A 23,474-nucleotide genomic window follows, 5' to 3' on the forward strand; every position below is an offset into this window, starting at 1 on the left:
CGAGGCCCTCTTCCCCCGGCGGCGCAGGGGCTCCGTAGCCTTAATTGAGGCTCCTTGTTGCACTTCTTTGTCTCTCGGGGTGTACGCGTCCTGGGTAGGCTTACTGCTTTCCTGCGTGAGCGCGCCTCGGAGATAGTCGTGGCGGTGGATGAGCTGTTCTCGCTTAGGCGCAGCCTTGTATCCAGCCTTGTTGGCCGCGACCTCTCCGAGCTCGTCCGCAACGAGTACTACGCAGAGATGCTTCTGGGCGGGCTGCGGCCAGAGGAGTGGAGGAGGCCCCGCTACCCCCTGGGTAGCCTCGCTGGCTTCTACCACGAGGTCCTCGGGATAGGAGTCGATAACCTGAAGCTCCTCCTGGCAAGGCTGAGCGACGGGCTCCCCTTGACCCTGGCTACCCGGGGCATAAGGGTCGTGGAGGAGGAGACAGAGCCCCTCCAGCTAATAGGTGCGATACGTGGCTACGCCGCCGAGATAGCTAAGCGGCTCGGCGCAGAAGGCGAGGCGGCTAGACAGGAGGGCAGCGGCCCCGCCACCGAGGAGCCTAGCGGAGAGAACCACGTGGCGCTAGAGCTTTTCGGTAGCCTCCTAGACGCCTTGCTGAAGACTATTCCCCCTTACAGCGAGGAAGCAACCCTGCTCTACGCGGCATCAGTCTCGCTCCCAGTTGACGCGGTGGACGGGGACGTCTTGGAGGAGCTGAGAGGGCTGGGGGCAGAGGAGAAGACGAGGCTACCCGGGTGCCCGGAGAGGCGGGACCGATGCCTCCTCGGCGCGGTGAGCGGAAGCGTGCTCGAACACTACTATTGCTTGGCGAGGGCCGCGACGAGGCTCATCCAGGACAAGAGGATAAGGGCCTACTACGAGCTACCCAGCCCCCTACGAGACATCCTGGAAAAACTACCACCCGAGACCCTTACCGACCAGCTACTGGTTGACACAGCCCAGTACGCTAGGAAGACCCCCTGCCTCCCAAAGGAGCCGTGCAAGGAGCCGCCGCCGTGCCTCCCCACGGGCTACGCAGTGGCAGAGATAGAGCTCCCCCTACACGACGTCATCGTGGAGCTACCCGGGGGCAGAGAAGCAGTACTAGCAGAGATCCTTGAGCCCCTACGCCCGCAGCTATGCAGCGGACTAGCCAGAGCAGCCCTAGCGGGCACGAGGCTCCAGCTCACCTACATAGTCAAGGCAGCGAACCCGACATGAATCCTACCCGAAACCCACTAAGCATAAATACAGCCACCGAGACCTATAAAGTAAACGGGTGGGAACCCGGGGACACCTAAACCCCTCCGGGGAATAAGGCATCAGAAACACATCATTCCATAAATTTTCCATAAACCAGTCATCTTTTACAAGCCACAAAGTCCGCATCATTCTCCGAAACCTATGAGGCACAACTACTTACATAACATTATAGCCTAATTCTAGTAGCACGTGACCTTGCCTCACGCAACAAAAGCGGCCATAGCATTCATGATTACATAGGTTACCCAAAAACTACGCCATTGCTAGCCACGTCACCGGCCTGCGCCATTGCCGTCTCCCTCGGCGCAAAAAGCCTCCCCGAGCCAAGAAAGGGCGATGAAAGGGAGGAGCAAGGATTCGGAGAGTAAGGGCAGAGGATAGGCGAGCAGATACTGATCTACAAGCGATGCTTAGAAAGTATGCAGAACAACGAACCTTCAACGATTACAAGGAATAAGTACCGATGACTGTGAGGAGAAGCACGCTGGTGTACTGAGGGCCGTCAATTGGCTATGAAGACTGCAACGACGAAGAAGCCTCGCGAAAAATAGCTAGATAGCGGCAGCTTGCCGGAGGCGATGACGTCGAAGCTAGAGCATGGGCTAAGAGAATGTGTGTAGTAGCGGCTGACGGCCATGAAGAGGTTGCAAGAGAGACGCTACCGCGAAACCGCTCAGCGAGGCTTATCAAATCAAGGGGTCTTGTGGAGCGTAGGATATTGCAAGCACAGCGATCTTGTGGACGTTGATAAGCCGAATAATCGGTGCTGAGGCTCTTGCTAGGGAAGATAGAAATGCATCGATTGCATTGATAGTGCTTTGCTAAAACATGGTTCCCCGGAGGGGAGGGAGAGCCCCCGGGCCTCTTTACTAGTTCCCTAGTTCTAGATATAACCTAGGGCTCTTAGCCTCTCCTTGACCTTCTCCTCATCTTCTTTGCTGAGTTGCTCGCTTGGCTCCTCCGTGCTAAGCGCTTCCTCTAGGAGGAACTCTATTAGTTCCTCTACGCTGTTGAAGCCGCCTTGTTCCTCTATGAATTTCTGTGCTTTCTCGTAGAGATCTTTCCTTATCTCTACCTGTATCTTTTCCGCCAAGGCCTGGATCCTCCCTTCTCTAGCTGGTTTTTGTAGGCGTTTTAGGTTCTGCGCTAGCTTTTCTGAAAAATTATTTCCTCGAGGTGCTTCCTTATGCTTATTATCTGCATCTCGCCTTTGAAGCCCTTGTCAAGGGTTCCCTCGGGGTCATAGACGCTATATACTCCTATCCAGTCATGTACTGCGTCGTCGGGACCCCGGTCATTCTCGGAGAGATAGTTTGTGGGCCATCCTAGGGTTCCTGCTGGGCGCCACCATAGGTCGTCTAGGTACACCATTAGGTCTGGTGCGTCGCCGTTAACCACGGGGTAGAGCTCTGTGGGTCTGTAGGCCATGTTCTTCCATTGCTCGCCGCTGGGGCCCCGTATCTTCTCGATGTCTTGTCTCAGTTGCTTGACTGTCTCCTCGTAGTATTTTGGCTCCACGGCGCCCTTCTTCTCCCTTCCCTTGAGGTTTATGAATACGCGGCTATAGTATCCTCCCCATGCCCATGCTACTGTGTGCTCCCAGTCAATCATGTCTTCCCGTAGATCGGTTCCGGGCTTCAGCTCCCTTGGGTCTGCTTTTAGCTTCAGGTAGCCCTGCTCCACCAGCCATTGATTAATAGCGAACGCTCCCTTCATGGCCTTGATCCCGTGGTCGCTCACGACTACTACCACGGTGTCTCTCGGCAGCTTCTCGTGGAGCTTCTCGAACCACTCGTCTATCCTCCTATACACCTCGGGTATGACCCTGCTGTACTCCGGGTGATACTCGTAGCGTGGGTGTGTCTCGTCGAAGTACTTCCAGAAGGCGTGGTGCGCCCTGTCAACGCTTATCTCTACGTATGCGAATAGGTCCCACTGCTTCCGCGTAGCAAGGTACTCTACTTGTCGGAGGTGGTTGTCGAGCATGTGCAAGAGCTCCTTGGCCACCTTGCTCTTCTCGTGGCTCCGGTAAACAATGTCGAATACTGTTGGCCCGGTTGCGTTCTCCAGCTCCTTGCGGAGCCAGGGCGGGAAGGTGTAGGGCTTATCCGGCCCCGGTGTAGTGAAGTCGGTGACCATGAAGCCGTGTACTGGCTTCGGCGGATATGTCGGGGGCACACCGTATACTCCGACGCGCAGCCCCTTCCGGCCAGCATCCTCCCATAGTGTTGGGTAGCGGATGTACTTGCTGTTCACAATATAGTAGCTAAACTCTCCCGGCCTGCGGTGGCGGAACCCGTAGATCCCTAGCTCTCCCGGCGTCTTCCCGGTGTACATCACCATCCACGCGGGAACGGTTATCGGAGGGTGACATGTACGCATATGGTATCGTTGCCCGTCCTCAACGAGCTGGCTGATGTAGGGGAACCACTTGTGCCCCTCCTCGTACAAAACCCTCGGCGGCAGAGAATCAAGGCCTAGTATGAACACTCTTCTAGCCAACCCGGAAAACCCATAGCCCCATCCTTGAACACCGGTATAAAAGGCCTAAAGACGCCAATAACGCTCCTATACTTGGTGCATTTGACTAAATAATGGGATTGGGCTTATCAGCTAGTTACTCTATTTATTTTCGTGTCCCCTCGGAGATAACTGGTTATTGCATTGATTATTTCCTCTGCTTGGTCCTTATTGCTGAACTCTACTACAACCACGTTGGTCTTGCCGCCTGGCTTCACCCCTCTTTCTCGGAGAAACCTAGCCAGGCCAACGAGCTCCTTGGAGACACTCCTAATGTAGACGTAGCCTCTCTTTTCCCTCGGCATATAGTGTGCCAGGACCATTACCTTGTCAGGGTTCTCTGCTGCAAGCCTCCTCCCGATGGCGCTCGTCACATAAGCGTCAAGGCTCAGCCAATAAACAGCTATGGCTTCGTCCTTGTAGAGCTTCTCCAGAGACCCGAGGGCCTTTTCTACTATTTTCTCTGCCTTTGCAAGGGCCTCGCCGAGCACCCTATCGTTCAGCGCTCCAAGAGGATCCTCGGCAAGCCTTCTAACAGCGTAGCGAAGACAACTGTAGTCTAGCAGCCGGTAGCAAGAATCAATACTCCTAGCAAGACGGCCAGCCTCCTCGAGCGAGACATTAGTCTCTTTTAGCAGCTCCTCGGCCAGGGCTAGGCCTGGGTGCTCTCTCCCAGCTTTGAGGAAGGCTTCGAGATCACCTACAACGCCTAGGGCTGCTAGGAACCTGTCTCCAGTGTCTCGGGGTTCTCCTAGCAACTTGTAGACGAGGAGGCTGTTACCCGGATAGTCCCTCTCAGAGCCCTTCTTGAGCGCTACAGGGTTGCAGTAAGTGCTTAGCCTCCTAGGCGGCTCCACAGCGTGGTGGTCGACCACGGCTATAGGCGTGTTGGTCCTCTCTACGAGCTTGTCGTACTCTTGCCCGGGGATCCCATAGTCAAGCACAGCTAGAAGAGCATCCCTAGGCGGCTCGGGTACTGCCTCGGCGGTGTAGACGCCTATCCTTGGTACATCTGTGCCGACGAGCCTCCCTCCGAGCCTCCTCGCGAGAAGCGCTGCCGAGGCCACGCCGTCAGCATCCCAGTGATGAACAACGAGCACCTTCCTGGCTCCAAGGATAATAGTTATTGCTTGTTCACATTTTTCCGGGATTATCACGGTGCTCACCTTATCCGAATAGCTCTACCCCGTCCAAGGAACCTAGCTGCCTCTTCGTGTTCAACCACATGGGTCTCTAGATTGCTTCGCGGAGGAAGCCCTTGGCTCTGCGCTTAAGCTTTGCTACTAGCTCGTCGCTCAAAAACAATCGCACCTTTCGGAAACACGGTATTGGAAAACAATTAGGAAGGGAAGTTATTGCTGTGCCTCGTCCTCGGTTATGAATGGGTTAGGGTGGCTTAGGATCACCTCTGCTACCTCGGGGCGCATCATGTACTCTGGCGGCTTTTCTCCACGCTTTATCATTTCTCGTAGCTTTGTGCCGCTTATCCGTACCCGGTACTCTTCACCGTGGGGGCATATCTTCTCGTTAACCATTTGGCCGCACTTCTTGCAGTAGAACGCCTCCCTTACGAACAGCGGGGTTATGCCCAGGTCCGGGAACTCTCTGAACAAGTCCCACGCCTCGTACGGGCCGTAGTAGTTTCCTACGCCGGCGTGGTCCCTGCCTACTACGAAGTGGGTTGCCCCGAAGTTCTTCCTCACGATGGCGTGGTGTATCGCTTCCCTGGGCCCGGCGTAGCGCATCTCCATCCTCAGCACGCTGAACACTACGCTTTCTCTCGGATAATAGTGCTTTATGAGCGCCTCGTACGCCGCTACTATGACCTCGTCCCTGTAGTCGCCGGGCTTCTTCCACCCCACAAGCGGGTTTATGAAGAGCCCGTCGGTGAAAGTGAGCGCTGCTTTCTGGACATACTCGTGGCCGAGGTGGGGCACGTTACGCGTCTGGAAAGCAGCTATGGTCTTCCAGCCCCTCGCCTCGAAGAGTACACGCGTCTCCTTGGGCCACAGCCTATACTTCTCAAATGGCTCCGGCAGGTCTCGCAGTAAGTCTACCGGGCCGCCGACTAGGAGCTCCTTCCTCCCCATGGTCTTCCGTACGCCGGGATGCTCGGCGTCGGTGGTCTTGAACACTTTGGCGGCGTATTCCTTCTTGTCCCAGCCATAGATCTCCTCAACCCTCATAAGGGCGAGCGGCTCCCCCTGATGATACAGCGCGATGTCGTCCCCCTCCCTCACCCCTGCTATCTCGTCCGGAGATACGTCCAGCACAATGGGTATCGTCCAGGGGATGTCGTTGCTCAGCCTCATATCGTCGAGGACGCTCAGATAGTCCTCTTGCACGAGGAAGCCTTCCAAGGGGCTATAGACGCCGTGGGCAATGTTAGCTACGTCCGCCGCCAGGCCGGCCCCGAGCACTACCCGGGGAAGCTCCCTCGCCTCCTCTAGGAGGCGCTGCCTACGCCTATCAGCAACAGTGCGGTCAACCAGCCTACCTCCATGAGGGCGCGAAACCATCCAACCAATCACCTCGAGCAACCATGTTCTAGAGCATGGGGGGCTAGATGTAGCCCAGCCTCCGAAGCCTCTCAATAATAGCCTGCTTCTCCTCCTCGGAGACGACCTCGCTCCTCAGCTTCTCCTCCTCCATCTCAGCAACGACCTCTCTCAAGACATAGGTGACGAACTGTGAGACACTAGTGAACCCCGTCCCCTCTATGAGCTTCTTTATCCTCTCGTAAAGCGTGACCGGGATAGAGACCGTCGTGTACCTCGTCCTCCTAGAAGCAGCCCGTTCATCCAAGGCTCTGTTTCCCGGGAGGGTCTTGTCATAGCTCCATTAATTAAATTTTATTAATGAGTGCTGTAGCGAGTCGTAATTAGATCTAATTAATGCCGGGGGAGGCCGTGAAGCTTCTTGCCGTCCCTAGGGCAACTAGTGCTCTATGCCGCGACCGGGTTCCTCGCAGGCCTACTCGACTACGGGTTCGCGGCAGGCTTTGGCCTTGTCGCCAGCCTAGTGCTCGTAGGCCTCCTAGCCATGGATCCTAGAGCCGTGTCCGGAGCAGCAGCCCTAGCCCAGGTCGTGACAGCTGCCCCGGCGCTCCGTGCTCATCAGCGCCACGGCAACACCGAGGAAGCTAGGCGCAATCCCGGGACCCAGAGAATTATCCTTGGGCTCTCATTTTCCTCCCTCCTAGGCGCCGTCGTGGCAGGCTCACTGTTCTCACAGCTTCGGCGTGAAGCAGCTCTCCTCATCTACCCGGTCGGGCTCCTGGGCCTAGCAGCCCTCCTAGCAGCGACCCGCGACGAAGAGGAGGGCAGAGGCACTGAGAAGCCCGGCCTCGTGCCGCTTCTCTACGGCTTCGCCGCAGGAGCCTACAAGGCAGTGATAGGTGGCGGCTATAGCGCGTTCATGGTTCTCGCGAAGAAGAAGCTAGGCCTAGGAACCCGCGCCGCCATCGCCCTGACCCCGGTCACGAAGCTCCCAAGCTTCCTAGCAGTAGCCGCGACATACGCGGCCAGCGGCCACATAGACTGGAGCCTCACCACCATGTTATCGCTAGGCGCCCTGGCCTCAACACCCCTCGCTGCAAAGGCGCTGCACAATACAAGCCCCGAGGCTGCAAAGCGAGCACTAGTAGCAGTGCTGGTTGCTGTAGCTGTGTATCGGTTCGTGGTTTGCAGAGGCTAGATAAGTTACAGGGGGTGTAACCTGGTTACAGGGGCGTAACTTGCTTTATTCAGGCTAGGGATCAGGGAGAATCCCAGCGAGTTCTATGACTACGAGGACGTGCTCCGCCTCTTCGTAAAGGGCTTGAGGGACGAGATGACAAGATGATAGTTGTCAAGGGTATTTGCAGGGTAGGGAAGTCGCCGCTCACACGTGGAGCCAGCTCAAGACATGCCTGGAGACAAGGATAGGACGGAGGCTAAACAATAGCCAGTTCACGAGATATCTCAGAGAGCTAAGAGACTACGGCTTCATAGAGAAAGACCGGGGACCACTACGTCTTCGCAGACCCATTGATACGAGCCGCGCTGTCACGCCTGAGGAGAGGGTAAATTAGTAGTTCAAAGTTCTCCGTGGCTAGGATAGTTCTGCGAGAAGTTGCTCCGTGCTTATAGACTCCGGGTACTTCTTTAGCTCCTTGTCTTCAGTTACAAGGCGGTACCCGCGACTACGGGCAACGTATAGGTAAGATGCATCATAAAACGTTAGGTTCTCGTTTATCGCTAGCTCAGCAACCTTGTCAATAGCTCCCTCGATGCTGACTACTTGTACGGCTCCAAGAACCTCTTTGAAGAGTATTGCGGTCTTTAAAGGGTTCTTTATCCTTCCCCTGCGATACTCTTTCCAAATAGCGTTGCCAACCTCGTAGAACGTTAAGTCGAGAACAGCAAAGGAGCTAGTGTAGAGAAGTAGTTTCTCCCTGAGCTTGAGAACGAGGGGGTAAATAGCTGAAGCGTCTAACAAGTACTTTGCCAAGGAGGATTACCTCTCCTCACGTATCCCCCTAATAGTCTTCACCCACTCCTCCTCAGAGACATCCATGGATTCAAGAGCCTCTTTCATAAGCCTCCTAAACCTCTCCATCTTGGCTCGCCGAACCTCTTCCTCCAATGCCTTCTCCACGACACGCCGGATATCTATGCCGAGCCTCTCAGCCTCCTCCTTAAGCCTACGACTAACCCTTACAGACAACACCGCCGTAGACAAGCACCATGCACCAATTACCAGTATCCGGGCCCCATGTATATAAGAACAACGTCTATAGCGGCTAAGGCACTTATCGCCATGCTGGAATAGATTTACGGCTAAGCTGGGTATTGTAGCGCCCACCGTGCTAGATGAGCACCTGAGGTACAGGAGCCTATAAGATACCTCAATCCCCACACGTACCCCCGGGTTCCCCAAGAATGGCTGAGACAAGGTGCCTTGAGAGGGGCGTAGTGGTCTGGCTCACCGGGTTACCGGGGAGCGGCAAAACCACGCTAGCAACCAGGGCGGCGGAGAAGCTGCGCAGAATGGGGTACCGGGTAGAGGTTCTCGACGGCGACTGGGTAAGGAAAACAATCAACCCCGACGCGGGCTACACGAGGGAGGAGAGGAGGCGCCACCTCCACCGAGTCGCGTGGATAGCGAGGCTGCTGGCAAGGAACGGCGTAATAGTGCTCTGTAGCTTCGTCTCACCGTATCGCGAAGTCAGAGCAGAGGTCCGGAGGATAGTAGAAGAAGAGGGTATACCGTTCCTAGAAGTCTACGTCAAATGCCCCCTCGAGGAGTGCATCCGCAGAGACCCAAAGGGGCTGTACAAGAAGGCCTTGAGGGGAGAGATCAAGCACTTCACCGGGGTAAGCGACCCCTACGAGCCACCCGAGAACCCGGACCTAGAACTAGACACAGTAAATAACACCGTGGAGGAGAACACAGAGAAATTGCTAGCCACAATTCTTAAACACATAGGTATGGGCTAAAATAGTCCCTAAAACTCTCACCAGAGGCTCTTTCAGCCTCCTTGCAACTAGGCAATAATGGTTTATGCTGGTACCTATAGGGCGTGCTGGCGACTTCGTCACTTTGCTTGCACCTTCTCCTTTATGGCTTCTACTAGCTTCTTTACCTCAGGGTACACGTCCTCAACATCGTTCCTCGTGCCCTATTCCTCGTAGAAGCAGCAGGTGTGGAGCCCGGCTGCACGCTGGAACACGAAGCGAACCCATGCCCCAAGCTCTTCCGCGACGCAATCCTTGTACTCCCATAGCTCTCTGTGGCTCGCCAGTCTCCTACCCTCCCTCCACAACGCGTAAGCCTTCACAGCCGATGCTACAGCACCCCACAGTTTCTCCGCGGCCCGCCTCCTCCGGGAACCACGTAGTAGCCTCCAAGTACTCCTATGCCCTCTCCTCGGGATCAAGCCCTTGCAGAAGCGCCTCAACCACGTACTCCGTTACTGGTACTCCCAGCTTCCTAGCCTCGTGCTCAACGTGTGCTCAGCAAGGCTCCTTGGAAGAGAAATTGTAAGGGACAAATCCAGAGAAATCCCTACCTATATTGTGCGAGCCCTGCCTTATAGGGAGGATAGGGAGTGCTTTGAAACAAGCCGTGCTGCTGGTACAAGGACGTCTAGCAGAATCGTGTTTTACGCCGGGCATGCTAGGCTGTGAGGAAGCGAGAACAGCGCTGAACCTAAATGCGACATATCCGGGAGGCGATCTCATGCCCTACCTTGCTCTTCGTCGCCTTGTTTATGCCTCGTGGTCTAGGAGTTGTACTATGTGTTTGAATCGTTCCTTGAACCTCTCGTGGGAGAACTCCATGGCCCTGGCTTGCGCCTTTTTGCTCAGCCTCGGGTAGTCTTTGAGGGCCTTCTCTACTGCCTCTACGGCTTCCTCTACCGTGTTGTAGCCTAGGCCGTATCTTCCATGATACGTTATGTCGTTCCATGGCCCCCCGCTCCTGTGTACCACGGGCACTAGGCCTGCTGCCATGGCCTCTACAACTGCTATGCCGAAGTGCTCCCCTATCATCGCGTGTATGTAGACCTTTGCCCTAGAGTATAGCTTGACTTGGTCTCTGCGCGGATAATCAACGTGGAGCCTCACGTTGTGCAACTTGTACTTCTCTATGAGTTTCCGCAGCCTCGCAATGTATGGCGGTGACACTTTCCCGCTTGTAGCACCTACAATATGGAACTCCACGTCTGTCAAGTACTTGGCGACCTCGATCACTAGCTCGTGGCGCTTCTCCGGCGTAAACCTTCCACAGGCAACCACAATATCCTCCCGCTCCTCCGGCGGCGTCCTACCAGCCTCCAAGAACTCGTCTATGTTCACCGGCGGATACACCACTATAGCCTCCGCTCCGATATGGCGCCTAATCACGTCCCTCGAGTACTCCGAGTTCGTGAGCAGGACACGCCACCGCATCCTCTTAGCCATATAGCCCTGTATGGTCTCGTAGGGGGCGAAGTAGAGCCTCCAGAACAACGACTTAGAGTACTTCGCCGCGCTCGGCGTCTCGCGGAGAATAGCGAACGTCGGGAAGTGCATGTAGACTATGTCTGTTGACAGAGGAAGAGTATCGCCATGAGTATTGATTGTTAGGCTGCACTTCTTCCTATTGACTAGGAGCCCTAGAGCAGAGAGAAGCCTCATATAGATGCCGAAGGTCCTCACGGGGAAGGGTAGGACACTGTACTCCTCGTCGGGCCGGGGCGCCCGGCCACCATAGACGCGGTCAACCTTAGCCCAGTTGGTAGGCTCGGTAGTGATCAACAGCACCCGGTACCCGAGCTCCTTGAGCGCCTCGAGGACGGCCATTGCTAAGCGCTCGCCGCCGCCAGTAATGTTCAGCGAGTTATGAACAATACACGCCCTACGCTCACGCATCCCATCTAGTCACCGCTAAGGCTCCAATACGGTACACATTTACACCAGGGATCTACTCTAAAGCCTTTAGCAACTACAACGATGCCTGACCCAACCCGCCTCTTATGCCTAGGCTCGTGTCTTCTCCTCCGCGATCTTCTCCACGAGGCGCGCTATCTTTTCCCGGAAAACCTCTTCCCGGAACATGGCTGCCCTCCGCTGAAGCCGTTCTCTCAGCTCCTCGAGCTCACGCCTACTACGCGACAACAAGTCCCTTATCCTGTCAGCAGCCTCCCTCGGATAAAGATACGTGAGCTCAGCCGGGAGATATTCTGGCACCGCGCCGCTTCGATGAGCCACCGGTATAGCCCCAGCCGCCATAGCCTCCACGACACTTATCCCGAAAGTCTCGTTAACCCCGAGATGGAGAAAGAACATACATCTGTGCAATAGCTCGTTCTTAGTTTCTTCATCGACGAAGCCGAGATGAGTAAATTTTACCCCGATCCTCTTAAGTTCCTTTAGAACTCTTTTGCCTGCATAATCCATACGCCCTATTATTACCAGTCTCATACTGCTTGGAAGATGTTTAGCTATAAGTGGAAGAAGCAACGCGCCGCCTTCAAGGATAAGTCTGTTTACAAGTATACAGTTCTCTCGCGGCTTGTTACGATTCCTATATATAAGTATCTTTCGAAGGGGAACAGGCGGATAAATAACGATAGAGTTTACTCCATATAGCTTCCTGACGAGCTGTACAGTGAAATAGCTATTGCTTATATGGATCATCATCTTCTTGGAGAGATTCCATACCGGGTTAAGTACAGCATTAATAGCATTAGACACATGTTCATATAATGATGAAGGCGATTTCTTCCAGAACTCTATACCGGCTGGCGGCTGATGATAAGTAAGGTCACCAAATACCGGAAAATCAGGCGAAGCAGAAGTAATAACAACATGTCTTGAGCCGCCAAAATAGTATAGAGAAGAAGCCAGGCAAAAAACCTTAATAAATGGTTCAAGAGCTATCCTTAAAGCTCCCTTAATAAAACGGGGCAGCTGCGTATCATATCTACTCAGCCACTTCGATATCATAGAACTGGATATATTTACGACCTCATAGCCTCTGCGTACAAGCTCTTCATAAATGACCCGGTACACATATTCTCCTCCGGTGCGCGGCTTATCAATCCGATTTAGATGAATCATTACAATACGTATTCTGTTCCTCATTGCATCTCTCCTGCGTAATCGTTAAAGCCCTTCCAAGAACTTCTATTTTTACCAGCATCCATAAAAAGTCAATATTAAGACAAGGCATCATAATATGCTTTTGAGACTAGAACTCAGATGGAGTGACCTATAGCGTTTTATTAGCCCTTTGTTTAGCGTCTCAATAGGCGTTGATTATATGGAGTAAAATCGCATTATATAATAATGATACCTATACAAACCTATAGTTCCTATCCGACCTATAACCGTCATAAAGTATAATAACCTCGTAGTCGTCGAAAGACTGGTTCAACAAGCTATCAATCGATATCCTAAAGTACCTCAGCCTAGGCCTAAATACCGGCAGAACCACCGATACCCTTACCAGGCCCCCAGGCACAGCCCGAGGAACACTGCCCAACAAGAACCCATAAATCGATTACAGCTAAGATATGTAGTTAGGAAGAGAACCTATCATGGACCCTCGAGGGTCTACCATGATGCCCCCCAACATGTGCTCTGCCCAGCTCTCCTAGGAGTGCCTCAGCAGTCCTCCTCACAGCCTCCCTGCTGTTCATCCTCGGCTCCCACCCAGTGTCCCTCCTTATCCTCACTATGTCTAGGAGCATGAGCTTGACATCGCCCGGCCAGCCCCTGCCGTCCGGCGTCGCGGGCTTATAGACGTACTCCACGCACCGGAGCCCCATAGTCTCAACAACAATATCCGCTATCTCCCTGACAGTCACCCAGTCAGTATTCCCCACGTTATAGACCTCCTCCCGCTTCCCCGCCTCGAGCACGTGCTCCACAGCCCTCAGCGTCGCCTCCACAGCGTCATCAACATACAGGTAGCTCTTCCTCTGCGACCCGTCGCCAAGAATCTCCAGCATCATCGGGTTCTCCTTAAGCTTCATTATGAAGTCGTAGATTACACCGTGGCGGAGCCGAGGCCCCACGATATTAGCGTAGCGCAGCACAAGACACTTCATCCCGTAGAGCCTTGCATAGGTTAGACACATGGTTTCTGCAGCAGCCTTTGTAGCACCATATATACTTATCGGTCTAAGGGGGTGAGTTTCGGGTGTTGGGATCTTCTCGGGATCACCATAAACGGTGCTCGAAGAGGCGAAGACAACGAGTTTTACATTATTTTGACGAGCGGCCTCTAATACGTGCATGGTGACGGTAACGTTCTGGTGGTAGTGGTCTAGGGGCTCCCGGACGCTGTGCCGAACCTCCGGGTTCGCAGCTAAGTGGAAAACAATATCGACATCTCTGAATGCTTCGAGCCACTCGTCTGGCCTCAGTAGATCGCCTCTAATGAATCTAAAGCTAGGAGATCCTATAGCATTGTCTAGGTTCTCTAGACGGCCTGCAGATAAGTTATCTATACCGATAACTGTGTATCCCTCTTCTAGAAGCCGATCAACAAGGTGGCTACCAATAAACCCGGCGGCACCAGTAACAATGGCTCGCAACTATAAGCACCTCCTAGAGCAGGTAAATACGCGGAGGACTTTAGAAAAGTATTCTAACCTCAAGCTCATCTAATAATAGTAAGTTTTCAGAGAATTCTTCTTTCTAATAATAATTCCTAATTATTATTATTTTAGTCATGTATATAGTTTATAAAAAGCCTTATATACTTGCTATTCCTCTACTAGTAAGTGAGTACGTGCGAGGAGACCGTATAAGTGGAAAATAGTCTCTTCCGTATAGGAGTCCTCTCTCTGGCCCTTCTCCTCTTTGCAGGAGCTGTGGCCCTCACGCATATAGTTTTTGCAGATAATAATAGCAACAATGTCTATGTGACTGACCTCATTGCGGCCCAGCACACCAAGGTTGGCGAGGTAAGGGTTTGGAGTGATGGCGAGAACCTCTACGTCACCTACCTTATCACGGCTTCGCCTAAATGGAGCATGGTTGAAACCCATCTAGCAGTTGCCAAGAGCCTCGACGATATTCCACACACGAAAAAAGGTAACCCAGTGCCAGGCAAGTTCCCCTATAAGGCAGTACACAATCCACCCACAACAGCAGTAACCTATACAATACCACTAAAGGATATCGGTGCTAAGCCAGGAGACACCGTCTACATAGCAGCACATGCAGTGGTAATGAAGACCGTGTGGAAAGAGCCATATAGGGAGACAATGTATCTAAGCGATACAGGGCAAACAGGAAATGATAGTAAAGGCGCAAACATATACAGGTACAGTGTAGACGACTTCGCGAAGAGAGTCCTCCTAGACTTCATAACCCACTTGCCGGCCCCAGTCTTTGACCAGATAGACGCCCTAGCAGCCACTCCAGACGGTAAGTATATCTACGCGATTGATCGCTACAGCCATCATATAGCAAAGATAGACCCCCGAACCGGTAAGTGGAAAGACCTAGGCAAAGTAACAAACCTAGCCAACGGAGTAGTACTAGCAGCATTCTCGCCCAGCGGCGAACTCTGGGTAGCAAGCCAAGACACCAACCACCTCTACGTAATAAACTTGAGAAGAATGAAGGCAAAAGACATGGGCGGAGTAACCTACCTGGGCAAGCCCTTCAACTTCCAAGGTGCAGACATAGTGTTCACCGCAAGTGGCACATTATATGCCTGGAGCAATTATGATAGTAAGGCACAGCCACGCGGAATGTACATAATAGACGTGGCAACCATGACTGCCACGTATATAGGCACTCCACATGGACCGAACTACGTGACCGGAATGGCTATAAGGCATGGAGGACTAGGCCCAATAATGACCTCAGCACACATCTCTCACACAAAGAACAAAGTATTCTCAATGACAGTAGGTGGGCCAGCGGCAACATTCATAGAGTATACACCATACTACTATGGATACTACTATGGCTTACCAAAAGAATTCAAACTAGGATACGGCGATATGACAGTAGGAGCACTAGCCAAGCCAATATGCAGTAAACAGGAAACAGCATGGGCAAAAGGAGAACCGTTTAGTCACTGCCACTGCGGATGCGGCTGCCACGGAAACTGGGCAATGTACTTCACATACACAATACCAACAACAAACAACTAACTTAAAGCTCAGCGAAAAGGGGAAGCCTCTCCCAAAAGGCTCGGCAAGTCTCGAGGTGCGGGCCAGAGAGAGGACCCCAGCCCCCAAGAGGGGCGCCAAAGCCCCCCGGGGAACTGCCCCCGGAGGGGCAGTGGAGCCCCTAGGGGGCCACACAGTAGACACGGTTTTTCTAAATTCTATCCTCTTTAGTGTCATTGTAGACATAAAATACTTAATAATTATATAGATTCATGAAATTATGGTATAAGCTAATAGTAGTTGGCCGGCTCCGATAAAACCCGGCTGCACCGCACTAGCAATTCTAGCTAGCTCATGCTCAACTGTCTATGTTATATAATTGTTCAACCACAATTTATTTATATGGGCATCGCGGCTAATCCCCAGTATATTGGTGCTAAAGGTGGGTTCTCGAATCTTTAAACAAGTCCTTCTATCAGTTACGCTAGCAATATTTCTAATGAGTATGCTATCGCCTATTGTGTCGATCGTGGGAGCAACAAGCTATACAAATAGCCCTATTAGGCCAGAAACCCTCAAGGATATTCCACTACCTTCGCTGCATACAATGAGTGTAACCGGAAAATCAAGCGACATTGGCGACAATATCCGCAAGGCTTTTGCCGAGAACATTGTACCAGACAAGATCATAGTAGTATATGATAAAAGGGCTATAGAGTCACCAGCGAATAAGCAGATGCTCGAAAAGCTTAACTTCCAGTTCGGGTTCAAGAGCCTAGCTAGGCTTAAAGCGTTTAGAAAAGTTGTAATAGACGTAGTCAAGCTGCCAAAGAGCATGGAGATTAAAAGCTATAAGGACTTCCTCCGCGTCAAGGAAATCTACAAGCACTTACCCTTTGTCAAAAACGTATATCCTGACGTGAAGTACAAGCCAGCAGCGGTCGCAATAAAGTTTCTCAACGGCACGGTAGTAAATCTCGAATCTATGCCACTAATGTCAACAAGTAGCTCGCAACCCGCGCCAGCAAGCCTCAATATAAACGATGGCTATGCACATGATCTATGGAACCTCGAATTCATAGGCATCGAAAAAGCATGGAGCTATACCACAGGCTCGCCAGATGTTGTTGTAGCAGTCATTGACACGGGTATAGTGCTTCACCCCGACCTCGTAGGCAATATATGGGTTAACCGGGGCGAAATCCCTGGTAACAATATAGACGATGATGGCAACGGCTACGTTGATGACTTCTATGGCTACGACTTCGCAGATCACGATCCCTACCCATGGGATACAGATGGGCATGGAACACATGTTGCCGGCATCATTGCAGCAGAAGCCAATAATAGCATAGGGGTTGCAGGCGTCGCTCCCCATGTCAAGGTAATGGCTCTAAAGGCGAGTTGCGACTACTGCAGGTTTCTCGACGGGGATGCAATACTTGCTGCAATAGACTATGTGATAACGATGAAGGAGCGCGGCGTCAATATAGTCGCCGTATCAGCTAGCTGGGGTTCAGCATGGATCGGGCTGCCACCGGACATTGTCTTGAAGTACTTTGAGCAACCACTCTACGACGCGATAAAGGAGCTTGGGAAACATGGTATATTATTCGTTGTTGCCGCTGGAAACTATGGTACATTTATTGATGATGCTGCCGTGACTATTACTCCGGCCGAGTACAACTTACCTAATGTTATCAGTGTCGGCTCGGTAAACTCTGATGGGTATCTATCCTGGTTCAGCAATTACGGATACGGTAGTGTTGATTTGCTTGCCCCCGGTGATTGGATTCTATCAACATACGGGTATACGTGTTGTGGCGGCAGAACACGGACGGACTATACCTGGATGAGCGGTACTAGTATGGCAACGCCGCACGTAAGCGGCGTAGCAGCACTGCTAGCAAGCTACTTCAAGAATCACGGTATAAAACCGTCAAACCTAAGCATAGCGATAAAACTAGCATTGCTTCTCACAGCCAACCAATCATATCACGATGAAAACGCTATGAAATGGGTCAAAGCAGGATACCTAAACGCCTCGACAGCACTCGAAACAGTAGTAACAAATCCCTCTAAGGTAGGAGCAATACTGATTAGTCCAACACCTCTCCCATATCCGGGAGCCAGCCAGAATCCAGATGACTCGATGAGAGCAGACCTTGTACCAGCAGGAGTAAATGTAACCTTCAAGGTGCTTGCAGGAACCGTGACCGGCTCCCTCGACAACACGGTAGTCAAGGTAATAGATCATGCGACAGGCAGAGTCATAGGCGTTCTTCGCGACGACGGTACTTACCCGGACGAGGCGGCAGGCGATGCGGTCTATACAGGAAACGTTGTCATACCAATAAATACGTCGTTACTAGGACTAGCGCAGGAGCGCAACATAACGATAGCGGTCTACGATTCCGCAGACAACATGCTCTATGCTAGAACCTATACCCTTAAGGTAATGAACATAGGTGCAACCTATGAGGCAAAACCAACACAGTTCACTTGGGTAAACTGGGAAGACCTTAACACGAACCCCATTTACTACTTTGATATAATGAATGGAGTCTTTACCCCTGTACATAGCATAATGATATACAAGGCGATAACCAATATATTTGGCATCAACTGGACCCAAATGACACAGTGGCAGTATGGTAGAGAATTACGCGATATGATACCGCCGCTAGGGAAAGTATATAAACAGCCATCAATAATCATTGGCTCCCTTGCAGTAGGAAGAATGTGGAGCCAGTGGATAGGTTCGCCCCCACTCTTCTATGGCCCCGAGAATATACATGGTATATTCGCGGAAATAGTAGCAGTAGCAGTCCCAGATCCAGACACGCATATACATACCTATAAGCTTCAAGTGATACCAACAACAATTGACGGAGTAAATGCGAAAGCATATATCATGCACGAATTTGGCTGCAGCTACGGTGCTGAATGCAGAGGAACAGATTTGGAGATAATAGCCCTAGACAACGGCTCAATAATAATGAGCTATGACCGTCTTAACACAACGGTCTTTAAAGCATCACCAATAGCGTTCATAAGCCTAGGAGGAATACTGTCAACAGTTTACAACATCTCCACACTCGCAGATAGTGACGGAGTAATACGGCAGAAATCAATAATCTTCAACCCAGTACCACTAGTGCAACAACCAACACCACAGCCAACATACAACATGGAATGGGGCGTCGTCAGCGTGACGCACGTACCAAAGTTCGTCAGCTTCCAGAAAACCTACACAAACCCAGTAGTCGTAGCTGGGCCAGCAACCTACAACGGCCCTGACCCAGTGATACCCTCAATACTTAGCATCAATAACACTGGCTTCACTATAGCACTCAAAGAATGGGACTATCTCGACGGGAAACATACTAGTGAGGACGTTGGCTATATCGTTGTAGAAGCTGGTACACACCATCTAAGCGACGGAAGACAAATAGAAGCTGGCTATGCAAATGCATCAACCACCGGCTGGAGATGGGTACAATTCCCAGAGTCTTTCGATGCGACACCAATAGTAGTAGCAAGCATAGCCAGCGATACCCCACACACAGTAACAGTGAGAATAAAGGGTGTAAACACTACCGGATTCTTCGTCATGCTGGAACCACAGGAAAGCCTCAAAGACTCGGTATCCCTTAGCGCCAAGGTATCATGGATAGCAGTCGAACCCGGTGCTACTGATGTACTAGAGGCAGGTACAGTTGCATTGCCAGAAGGCAACAACCCATCAGCAACGATAAACTTCGCTAACACCTATACGAAAAAACCAATAGTACTAGCATCGATAGAGACGTTCAAGGGTGCAGACCCAGTAATACTGAGAATAAAGTCGCTCACAACTGCATCAGCAACGCTAATGATGCAAGAAGAAACCTCAAAGGATTCTGAAACATATCATGTGAGCGAAACAGTAGCATATATAATACTATCACCAAGCTAGTTTATATTTTAATATATTGTTTTTTAGTATAAATACGTAAGATATTATAGATTTAAATATCTTATGAAAAGAAATTATATATGATGTTCCTATTAAGTATATTGGTTCTAACTATTTTTGCGCACCACCGTATCCTACGATTAATTAATATCGTTTAGGTCGCTAACTATAACTTATCTAGTCTCTAGCCTATGCTGTAGCTTTCTAATAGCCCTAAGAAGGCGTAGTTCTGCTCGTTTAGCATATACAGCAAATATAGATAAAAGAAGTGATTGTGCGCCAACAGCAGTTAAAATAATAGCTACTATCCCTTTTATGTAATGCTTAATACTTTTAGCAAAATATTCGTAGGAAGTCCATACTCCAAGTACGATACCTGGCACGAGGAGGAGGGCACCGATAAGGGCTATGAGAAAGATAGGATTATAGCTCCAAGAAAGACGAATCATGTCAAGAAATATTTGAAGCCCGTGTGTGACCTTTAGCTTTTTCTCTCCTATTCTTTTACGATATGTTATAGGGTACTCGCATATTTCTTCGCCACTTCCTGCGACATGGGCAGCAATTTCTGCTTCTATGCTAAATCCTTTTGTCTCAAACAGTGCATAGTCAAGCAAATCTCTTTTTACGAGATACATTCCTGATAATACATCTTGGAGTCTTGTACCAAATAGAAGATTGAAGGTCTTTGTCAAAAACCAATTACCAAACCTGTTAAGTAAAGGTATATTGTTTCTACCGCTCAGTCTAGCGCCAATGACTTCTCCGCAATCTTTTTCCAGCGCTAACCTGAGCATTTCCCAGATATAGTGAGCTGGATAGGTATAGTCTCCATCTATTACTAATATATATTGGGTTTTAGTTAAGCTTATACCTTTACGGACAGCATCTGCCTTTCCGTTTCCGTCTTGCTCTACAACCATAACTCCCTTAGAAGAAGCGATCTCACGAGTATTGTCGGTACTATGTCCATCAATGACTATTATTTTGTCGCGGGGAACTCCTACTTTAAGTAATTCATCTATAACTAGCCCTATTGCATCCTCCTCGTTCTTTACAGGTATAATAACCGTAACAAGCCTGCTAAGCTTGTAAAGTTTTTCACTCGATTGCATCTGCTCCAAACACCATATAAGTTAATTATAACTCGTAGTCATAGTTTTTTCTTTATCAGCCCCTTACATAGAGGATCCTTTCTTAAGATATCGAATACAATTCATAAGTTTTTATTATGGATCATTAACTCTTATCCACACTTTATATTCTCCTATGGAGCCTATTGAGATAAGCTTGAGTTCTGAAGCAGTTCTTTTTGTTATTATCATATTAGGCTTAGAAAAGATTATTTTTATTTCATATTTATCTAATATATACTTCTTTATACTAAAAGGTATTTGCGAGAAATTGTACTTACCTACGGCGGTATAACATATATCAAACAAGATAGACGTATATACTCTGGTCTTAATCATGACATGCCTTGGGTCACATCCCAAAACCTTTTGAGGGAAGAGACCCCATAGAATATTTGCCTCTGGAGTAGCTGGCAAAAGAACTCTTCCTTTACTATTTTTAACTAAGTAATATAAGTTACTTATTAAATCTACATTTATTAGCTTTCTTTGAATTGGAGGATTTATTTTCAGTATATGTATAATTGTAGTAAAGAATAATATAACTATGATTAATATAATAATTAATCTTAATGTTTTTTTATTATTTAAATAAATAGATAAGAATCCAATCGATGAAAATATAGATGTTACAATCATTATTAGAATATAAATTCTTGTAAATAAAAGGAATGGTGTAACAGTAATGAGAGCAATTGAAAAGAACAATGTTGAAATAAATACTTTTTTATAAATTATTATATTATTTTTAATATATTGATAAAAACCTATTATAGCAAGAATATAAAAGATAGTTCCAAAATATTGTGTTGCCTTTAAATAGGCATTCACTAAGAACTTCGTGTATGGTATAAATTTGTAGCGTACATATAATCTTGGGTCGAAGGTCTTTCCAAGTACACCAGGCTCTATTTCTAAATATGGTATGTTTTTCCTAGGTTGCAAGTATTTCCATGTAGGAATGACATTTTTTCCCCATCCTTCTGTATAAGCTTTAAATACGGGTGTTGATTTACTTAGAGCTAATGTAAAAATAAATAAAAAAACTATAAGAAAAATTAGTTTTTTATATATATTGCTTTTATATTCTTTTTTAATAATATTGAATAATAACGATAATATTATATAGATTATGGCAGTTGCTAAAAATGTATAATGAAACATTATCAAAGAATATAGAATTAGAATTAATATTGCTATTTTTACATATTTCTTGTTAAATGATAAATTATAGGCAGTAATAAATGTAATGAAATATAACGCTCCTGCTATTGCATTACTGTTTATTGGATATGAAAGAACGTAGCCAAGCGCTGATACTATTAAAATTGTCAAGATAATTATTAATACATATATCTCTCTTTTATTTTTAATATATAATATTTTATCAATATTAGAAAATATATTAAAAATTATTCCTAATATTGATAAAAATATACCGAATATAAGTAGTGATATAAAAAACGAGCTAACTAGTATAGAAACGTGAAGTATGCTATGAAGATTCTCAACAATATTTATTGTATCAAAATGTTTTATTAAAGGAATTGTTTTAATGAAAAATGTCGAATATAATGATATAATTATAGCAGATCCTAATGGATAAAAAGCGGGATCGATGCTTGCAGGCTGATAACGGGGGATTTTTCCTTGGACAATAATATAGAATGCTTGAGATATTATGTTATTTTGATCCCATATATAAGGTAACAATTTATAGGATTTAATACCTATAATTATAACCATTAGCATAACTATTGATAATGCTAGAAATACTTCTTTATATACAAAATTTAAGGAAATACTCTTTTTTAAATCTCTTAATATAAGATATACTAGAAATAATGATGTCGCTATAACAGTTATTATAATATAAAGACTTAATCCTATAGTCAGTATTAATAGATGACTAATTAACGTATTTAACGAAATATAGATAGTTAACATTAAAGTTATGATTTTAAATATATTTGCTATTCTAAAAAATAGAATATTTAGATATTTATTTTGAGTCATTTTTAAATACCTTTTTTAAAAGTATTAATATCATTATAGTAAGTGTATCTAATACACTTATAGGCTTGATGGAAAAATCATTTGCAAGTTCTTGTAATACTGTATTTATGGCTTCTCTTACGTAACCATAATTTATACTATATAAATCCTTATCAAACGCAGTTTTCAAAAAATTATTATATATTTTTGAAAAATAGGAATATTTTTTAAATATGTATAATCTAGATGCTTTATATGGTTCTGTGAAATGATAAGCTACAGCGTTTAATGATAAACATACTCGCATTTTCTTACGAAAGGCCCATATAATAGTTTTATTGTCATCTCCTCCTATAGGCTTTCCAGACATATAGCCTAGAAACTCATCGTTTTTCATATTCAAGTATAATTGTCTCTTAATAGAAAGATTTGCACCCCATAGTCCTGATGAGCATGATGTGTAGCAATAAGATGGAGGCTCTATCACTATTATGTCATCTGATTTAATCCTTAGGCCACATCGGCAAAGAAACCATGTATTATAAACCGTCAGGCCCCTTGCAATATATCTTGAAAAGCTTTTTTTAACAATATTTTTATAGGGTCTAGGAGGCAACAGAATACCAGCTACAACATCACATCGATATTTATGGAAGGCTTTATGTACCTCATAACCCCATTTAGGACTTACAATAACATCATCATCTAGAAAAGATACTATCTTGCCAGAAGCTATTCTTGCTAGCCTCCGTCTGCATGCTTCTAGAGGATCAGACCAGCCACATACATGAACAATTTTAAACTCGATATTATATTTGTTTGATAAATTAGTTATAATGCTCTTTAATCGAGGATTGTCATTATTTAGATTATTAATAATTATTTCTCTAATGTATTTTCTATTTTGATTGAGCATTAAGGTTCTTAAAAGATATGGTAGAACCTTTCTCTTATCTGCTGCTACTATTGCAACACTAATCTCTCTCTTCAAATAAATGTCACCATAGAACTAAAATTCGCTTAA

Annotated in this window: 22 protein-coding genes; 8 read left to right on the top strand and 14 right to left on the bottom strand. The window is 48.0% G+C overall.

Going from position 1 to position 23,474, the window contains the following annotated elements; genetic code table 11:
* The first annotated feature begins 57 nt into the window (after window positions 1-57).
* Window positions 58-1,203 (top strand): hypothetical protein, encoded by a 1,146-nt coding sequence (locus SBG41_RS08570; protein ID WP_317895126.1) that lies wholly within the window; start codon window positions 58-60, stop codon window positions 1,201-1,203.
* Window positions 1,204-1,880: 677 nt separating this feature from the next.
* Complete coding sequence (locus SBG41_RS08575; RefSeq protein ID WP_317895127.1) at window positions 1,881-2,015, top strand: hypothetical protein; 135 nt, start codon at window positions 1,881-1,883, stop codon at window positions 2,013-2,015.
* Between the two features lie 113 nt (window positions 2,016-2,128).
* On the opposite strand, the gene SBG41_RS08580 is transcribed toward SBG41_RS08575, so the two are convergent.
* The 5 genes from SBG41_RS08580 to SBG41_RS08600 form a co-directional block, all read right to left on the bottom strand.
* On the bottom strand, window positions 2,129-2,338 hold the full coding sequence (locus tag SBG41_RS08580) for a CopG family transcriptional regulator (protein WP_317895128.1): 210 nt from the start codon (window positions 2,336-2,338) through the stop codon (window positions 2,129-2,131).
* Between the two features lie 53 nt (window positions 2,339-2,391).
* On the bottom strand, window positions 2,392-3,747 hold the full coding sequence (locus tag SBG41_RS08585) for an alkaline phosphatase family protein (protein WP_317895129.1): 1,356 nt from the start codon (window positions 3,745-3,747) through the stop codon (window positions 2,392-2,394).
* Window positions 3,748-3,854: 107 nt separating this feature from the next.
* The gene (locus tag SBG41_RS08590) at window positions 3,855-4,922 is read right to left on the bottom strand and encodes a DHH family phosphoesterase (protein WP_317895130.1); all 1,068 of its coding nucleotides are present in this window, start codon (window positions 4,920-4,922) and stop codon (window positions 3,855-3,857) included.
* A gap of 195 nt (window positions 4,923-5,117) precedes the next feature.
* On the bottom strand, window positions 5,118-6,284 hold the full coding sequence (gene sat / locus SBG41_RS08595; protein WP_317896516.1) for a sulfate adenylyltransferase: 1,167 nt from the start codon (window positions 6,282-6,284) through the stop codon (window positions 5,118-5,120).
* A 43-nt stretch (window positions 6,285-6,327) separates the two neighbouring features.
* Complete coding sequence (locus tag SBG41_RS08600; protein ID WP_317895131.1) at window positions 6,328-6,570, bottom strand: ribbon-helix-helix domain-containing protein; 243 nt, start codon at window positions 6,568-6,570, stop codon at window positions 6,328-6,330.
* 114 nt (window positions 6,571-6,684) lie between these two features.
* Between SBG41_RS08600 and SBG41_RS08605 the strand changes: the two genes are divergently transcribed.
* Window positions 6,685-7,461: a sulfite exporter TauE/SafE family protein gene (locus SBG41_RS08605; protein WP_317895132.1), complete on the top strand. Its 777-nt coding sequence runs from the start codon at window positions 6,685-6,687 to the stop codon at window positions 7,459-7,461.
* 163 nt (window positions 7,462-7,624) lie between these two features.
* Window positions 7,625-7,837 carry a hypothetical protein gene (locus SBG41_RS08610; protein ID WP_317895133.1) on the top strand — a complete coding sequence of 71 codons (213 nt, stop codon included), beginning with the start codon at window positions 7,625-7,627 and terminating at the stop codon, window positions 7,835-7,837.
* A gap of 20 nt (window positions 7,838-7,857) precedes the next feature.
* Here the strand turns inward: SBG41_RS08610 and SBG41_RS08615 are convergent, their stop codons facing one another.
* Both SBG41_RS08615 and SBG41_RS08620 read right to left on the bottom strand, forming a co-directional pair.
* Window positions 7,858-8,256 carry a type II toxin-antitoxin system VapC family toxin gene (locus SBG41_RS08615; RefSeq protein WP_317895134.1) on the bottom strand — a complete coding sequence of 133 codons (399 nt, stop codon included), beginning with the start codon at window positions 8,254-8,256 and terminating at the stop codon, window positions 7,858-7,860.
* A 6-nt stretch (window positions 8,257-8,262) separates the two neighbouring features.
* Complete coding sequence (locus tag SBG41_RS08620; RefSeq protein ID WP_317895135.1) at window positions 8,263-8,487, bottom strand: type II toxin-antitoxin system CcdA family antitoxin; 225 nt, start codon at window positions 8,485-8,487, stop codon at window positions 8,263-8,265.
* 200 nt (window positions 8,488-8,687) lie between these two features.
* On the opposite strand from SBG41_RS08620, the gene cysC reads away from it, so the two are divergent.
* Window positions 8,688-9,245 (top strand): adenylyl-sulfate kinase, encoded by a 558-nt coding sequence (gene cysC, locus SBG41_RS08625; RefSeq protein WP_317895136.1) that lies wholly within the window; start codon window positions 8,688-8,690, stop codon window positions 9,243-9,245.
* A gap of 182 nt (window positions 9,246-9,427) precedes the next feature.
* On the opposite strand, the gene SBG41_RS08630 is transcribed toward cysC, so the two are convergent.
* On the bottom strand, window positions 9,428-9,706 hold the full coding sequence (locus SBG41_RS08630) for a PaREP1 family protein (RefSeq protein WP_317895137.1): 279 nt from the start codon (window positions 9,704-9,706) through the stop codon (window positions 9,428-9,430).
* On the opposite strand from SBG41_RS08630, the gene SBG41_RS08635 reads away from it, so the two are divergent.
* Entirely contained in the window at window positions 9,690-9,935 is a 246-nt protein-coding gene (locus SBG41_RS08635; protein WP_317895138.1) for a hypothetical protein, read from the top strand. The genes SBG41_RS08630 and SBG41_RS08635 overlap by 17 nt on opposite strands.
* A gap of 81 nt (window positions 9,936-10,016) precedes the next feature.
* On the opposite strand, the gene SBG41_RS08640 is transcribed toward SBG41_RS08635, so the two are convergent.
* From SBG41_RS08640 to SBG41_RS08650, 3 genes are all read right to left on the bottom strand, one after another.
* Window positions 10,017-11,159: a glycosyltransferase gene (locus tag SBG41_RS08640; RefSeq protein WP_317895139.1), complete on the bottom strand. Its 1,143-nt coding sequence runs from the start codon at window positions 11,157-11,159 to the stop codon at window positions 10,017-10,019.
* Window positions 11,160-11,267: 108 nt separating this feature from the next.
* Window positions 11,268-12,374, bottom strand: coding sequence for a glycosyltransferase (locus tag SBG41_RS08645; protein WP_317895140.1), 1,107 nt, complete (start codon window positions 12,372-12,374; stop codon window positions 11,268-11,270).
* Between the two features lie 437 nt (window positions 12,375-12,811).
* Window positions 12,812-13,831, bottom strand: coding sequence for an NAD-dependent epimerase/dehydratase family protein (locus tag SBG41_RS08650; protein ID WP_317895141.1), 1,020 nt, complete (start codon window positions 13,829-13,831; stop codon window positions 12,812-12,814).
* A gap of 216 nt (window positions 13,832-14,047) precedes the next feature.
* Here SBG41_RS08650 and SBG41_RS08655 point away from each other — a divergent pair, with 216 nt between their 5' ends.
* Both SBG41_RS08655 and SBG41_RS08660 read left to right on the top strand, forming a co-directional pair.
* Window positions 14,048-15,406: a DUF6923 family protein gene (locus SBG41_RS08655; RefSeq protein WP_317895142.1), complete on the top strand. Its 1,359-nt coding sequence runs from the start codon at window positions 14,048-14,050 to the stop codon at window positions 15,404-15,406.
* A 400-nt stretch (window positions 15,407-15,806) separates the two neighbouring features.
* A complete protein-coding gene (locus SBG41_RS08660; RefSeq protein WP_317895143.1) occupies window positions 15,807-19,322 on the top strand; it encodes a S8 family serine peptidase in 3,516 nt (1,171 codons plus the stop codon).
* Between the two features lie 173 nt (window positions 19,323-19,495).
* Here the strand turns inward: SBG41_RS08660 and SBG41_RS08665 are convergent, their stop codons facing one another.
* From SBG41_RS08665 to SBG41_RS08675, 3 genes are all read right to left on the bottom strand, one after another.
* Window positions 19,496-20,437 (bottom strand): glycosyltransferase family 2 protein, encoded by a 942-nt coding sequence (locus SBG41_RS08665; RefSeq protein ID WP_317895144.1) that lies wholly within the window; start codon window positions 20,435-20,437, stop codon window positions 19,496-19,498.
* A 114-nt stretch (window positions 20,438-20,551) separates the two neighbouring features.
* Window positions 20,552-22,471, bottom strand: a complete 1,920-nt coding sequence (locus SBG41_RS08670; RefSeq protein WP_317895145.1) for a hypothetical protein — start codon at window positions 22,469-22,471, stop codon at window positions 20,552-20,554.
* Window positions 22,458-23,441 carry a glycosyltransferase gene (locus tag SBG41_RS08675; RefSeq protein WP_317895146.1) on the bottom strand — a complete coding sequence of 328 codons (984 nt, stop codon included), beginning with the start codon at window positions 23,439-23,441 and terminating at the stop codon, window positions 22,458-22,460. Before SBG41_RS08675 ends, SBG41_RS08670 begins: the two co-directional genes overlap by 14 nt.
* Window positions 23,442-23,474: the final 33 nt, after the last annotated feature.

Origin of the sequence: Pyrofollis japonicus, from assembly GCF_033097485.1 — an archaeon.
In the GTDB taxonomy this organism is placed as follows: domain Archaea; phylum Thermoproteota; class Thermoprotei_A; order Sulfolobales; family Pyrodictiaceae; genus Pyrofollis; species Pyrofollis japonicus.

Bases quoted from the DNA above. Each gene is read 5' to 3' on its own strand.
- SBG41_RS08575 (WP_317895127.1), top strand. From the start codon at position 1,881: ATGAAGAGGTTGCAAGAGAGACGCTACCGCGAAACCGCTCAGCGAGGC.
- sat (WP_317896516.1), bottom strand. From the start codon at position 6,284: ATGGTTTCGCGCCCTCATGGAGGTAGGCTGGTTGACCGCACTGTTGCT.
- cysC (WP_317895136.1), top strand. From the start codon at position 8,688: ATGGCTGAGACAAGGTGCCTTGAGAGGGGCGTAGTGGTCTGGCTCACC.
- SBG41_RS08640 (WP_317895139.1), bottom strand. From the start codon at position 11,159: ATGCGTGAGCGTAGGGCGTGTATTGTTCATAACTCGCTGAACATTACT.
- SBG41_RS08645 (WP_317895140.1), bottom strand. From the start codon at position 12,374: ATGAGGAACAGAATACGTATTGTAATGATTCATCTAAATCGGATTGAT.
- SBG41_RS08665 (WP_317895144.1), bottom strand. From the start codon at position 20,437: ATGCAATCGAGTGAAAAACTTTACAAGCTTAGCAGGCTTGTTACGGTT.
- SBG41_RS08670 (WP_317895145.1), bottom strand. From the start codon at position 22,471: ATGACTCAAAATAAATATCTAAATATTCTATTTTTTAGAATAGCAAAT.